The sequence below is a fragment of the Mesorhizobium sp. M7A.F.Ca.ET.027.03.2.1 genome (assembly GCF_003999175.1).
Classification (GTDB): Bacteria; Pseudomonadota; Alphaproteobacteria; order Rhizobiales; family Rhizobiaceae; genus Mesorhizobium.
In genome coordinates this window covers 1-3,054 of sequence record NZ_RZOM01000762.1, presented here as the reverse complement: position 1 = coordinate 3,054, position 3,054 = coordinate 1, and the positions used below count along the sequence as shown (strand labels likewise).

The window sequence follows — 3,054 nt, the reverse complement described above, 5'->3', positions numbered from 1 at the left end:
ATATGGGACCGACAGCCCAGCCGATCTATGCGATCGCGGCGCTGACGGCACTGGGCGGCGCCATGAACGCGGCCGGCCAGAAACTGGCGATCGGCAGGGGCATCGACGCGGCGCTGGCCGTGATCGACGCCGACGCCTGAACAGACATCACCACGGATTGAGGGAGCATTTTCATGACTGAACGGCTTGCGGGAAAGACGGCCCTGGTTACAGGCGCCGCGCAGGGTATCGGCAAGGCGATCGCAGCGCGGCTTGCCGCCGACGGTGCGACCGTCATCGTCAGCGACATCAATGCCGAAGGCGCCGGGGCGGCGGCCGCGGCGATAGGCGGAAAGGCGAGGGCGATCGCCGCCGACATTTCCGATCCGGCATCCGTCAAGGCACTCTTCGCCGAAATCCAGGCCCTGACCGGGGGCATCGACATCCTGGTCAACAATGCCAGCATCGTGCCGTTCGTCGCCTGGGACGATGTCGATCTCGACCATTGGCGCAAGATCATCGACGTCAATTTGACCGGCACTTTCATCGTCAGCCGTGCCGGTACGGACCAGATGCGTGCGGCGGGGAAGGCCGGACGGGTAATCAGCATCGCATCCAACACCTTCTTTGCCGGCACGCCGAACATGGCCGCCTATGTCGCGGCCAAGGGTGGCGTCATCGGCTTCACCAGGGCGCTCGCCACCGAGCTTGGCAAATACAACATCACCGCCAATGCGGTGACGCCCGGCCTGATCGAGAGCGACGGCGTCAAGGCGAGCCCGCACAACGAGGCGTTCGGCTTCGTCGAGATGCTTCAGGCGATGAAAGGCAAAGGGCAGCCGGAACATATCGCCGACGTGGTTTCGTTCCTGGCCTCCGACGATGCGCGCTGGATCACTGGCCAGACGCTCAATGTCGACGCCGGGATGGTGCGCCACTAGCCAAAGCGCATCCCAAAACCTGTTGTGCATTCCGGGCGACCTGCATGGGGTCGCAGCAGCGGACGAGCGCGGCCAATCAAGGAAAAATCATAGTGGACTTCGGATTCGACACGTCGGTTTTCGACGGGCTGACGATTGCAATGCTGATCGCCGGCTTGGCCATGACCGGAATTGCCTCCGGCGTGCTCGCCGGTCTGCTGGGAGTCGGAGGCGGCATCGTCATCGTCCCGGTGCTGTTCTGGGTGCTTAGCCTGTTCCATTTTTCGCCTGCTGTGATCAGCCATCTGGCTGTCGCGACGTCGCTTGCGGTCATCATCCCCACCTCGATCTCGTCGATGCGGTCGCACAACAGGCGCGGCAATGTCGACCGGGCACTGCTCACTCTGTGGGGACCGGCCATTTTCGTCAGTGCCCTCATCGGCGGCATCATGTCGAAATTCATCCCGGGCGCCGGCTTGCGGCTGGTCTTCGGCGTCGTCGGCCTGCTGGTGGCCGTCAACATGGCGTTGCCGAAGCACCTTGTGATCTCCGATCACCTGCCGAAAAGCGGCTGGATCAACCGTGCGATCGCTGCTGTGATCGGCTTTGTCTCTTCGCTCATGGGAATTGGCGGCGGCACACTGTCGGTGCCGACGCTTTCCAGCTTCTCCTTTCCGGTGCACCGGGCCGTCGGCACATCGTCGGCGCTTGGCCTGCTTATCGCGCTGCCGGCGGTGGCCGGCTTCATCTGGTCGGGTCTCGCAATTGCAGGCAGGCCTCCGCTCAGCCTGGGTTACGTCAGCCTGCCGGCGGTTGCCATCATAGCGCCCGTGAGCTTTCTGTTCGCACCTCTGGGCGCAAGGCTCGCCCACGCGCTCAACCCGCGCTACCTGAAACTTGCCTTTGCGTTCTTCCTGGCGATCACGGCCGGGCGAATGCTGCTTTCCTGAATCCGGTTCAGCGGCCTACGGCTATTTTTCCCGCATGGCCCGGCGGAAGTTCTGCGTGATCGGCTCGGCGAGATAAGAGAGCACGGTGCGAGCCCCCGTCCGGATCATCGTCTCGCTCGACATGCCGGGCAGCAGCTTGCGGCCCTCCAGCTTGCCGAGTTCGCTTTTGTCGATCACAACCGTCGCGGCGAAATAAGGTGCGCCGCTGCGTTCCTCAACCATGCGGTCAGCCGACACGATCTCCACGACGCCCTCGAGCGGCGGCAGGTTGTAGCGGGCGAAGGCCGGGAAGCTGACGCGCGCGGGCTGTCCGGGTGCGATCGTCTCGACATCCTCCGGCTTGACCATAGCCTCGACTACGAGTTGTTGTCCGAGCGGTACGATCGTCATCAATGTCTCACCGGGTTTCACGACACCGCCCGCGGTATGGACCTTCAGCTCCATGACGATGCCGTCAACCGGCGCGACGACGTTGGTACGGCTAAGCACGTCCCTGGCGGAACGCTCCTGCTGTCCGAGGTCAAACAGCTCCGCCTCGACTTTGCTCAACTCGTCGACGGCCTCGTTCAGGCGCACTGTGTTGAGGTTCAGGATCTGCATGTCGATCTCGGCCATGGCGCTTCCGGCACGGGCGATTGCCGCGACATTGGTGGCGCGCTCGCCCTCGATCTCCCGCTGCTGGCGTCTGAGCGACAGGTTCCGTTCGCGGGTGGTCAGCCCTTTCTTGAGCAGACCCTCAAGGTCTTTGCTTTCACCCTCGATTGCCTCGATCTGCTTGTCTTCCGTGACGACAAGCTGCTCCAGCCCCGTTATCTCTTCCTCGACCTGGTTGTGGCGCTGGCCGAGAATTTCCCGCTCGTCCGTCAAATTGTGGTGCTTTGCCGCGAACACGTCGCGCTGTGCTGCCACCGCGTCCTTCACGGCGGTGGCAGGGTTTGCGAGCAGTGCCGCATCAAACGCGATCTCGGCCTTGCCGTCACGCTCGGCCCTGAGGCGCGCGGCCAGCGCCTCACGCGTCGCTATCCGGTTCTGGATCAGGTCGAGCTGCGCCTTAGCCTGTGTGTCGTCGAGCCGGACGAGGATCTTGCCCGCCTTGACGATATCACCGTTGGCAGCGTTCAGCTCGGCGATAATGCCGCCTTCAAGGTGCTGGATGAGCTTGCGGTCGCCGGCGACCTTGATGACGCCCGGCGCCACAGCGGCGC

General features: G+C 63.7%; 3 protein-coding genes. 2 read left to right on the top strand and 1 reads right to left on the bottom strand.

The features are described 5' to 3' along the window. Window positions 1–173 precede the first annotated feature (173 nt). Both EN750_RS26375 and EN750_RS26370 read left to right on the top strand, forming a co-directional pair. Window positions 174–920: an SDR family NAD(P)-dependent oxidoreductase gene (locus EN750_RS26375; RefSeq protein WP_027039485.1), complete on the top strand. Its 747-nt coding sequence runs from the start codon at window positions 174–176 to the stop codon at window positions 918–920. 92 nt (window positions 921–1,012) lie between these two features. Next, the gene (locus EN750_RS26370; protein WP_127398345.1) at window positions 1,013–1,849 is read left to right on the top strand and encodes a sulfite exporter TauE/SafE family protein; all 837 of its coding nucleotides are present in this window, start codon (window positions 1,013–1,015) and stop codon (window positions 1,847–1,849) included. A gap of 21 nt (window positions 1,850–1,870) precedes the next feature. Here the strand turns inward: EN750_RS26370 and EN750_RS26365 are convergent. Continuing rightward, window positions 1,871–3,054: HlyD family type I secretion periplasmic adaptor subunit (locus tag EN750_RS26365; protein ID WP_127398343.1), on the bottom strand; the 1,184-nt coding region annotated here is incomplete at its 5' end.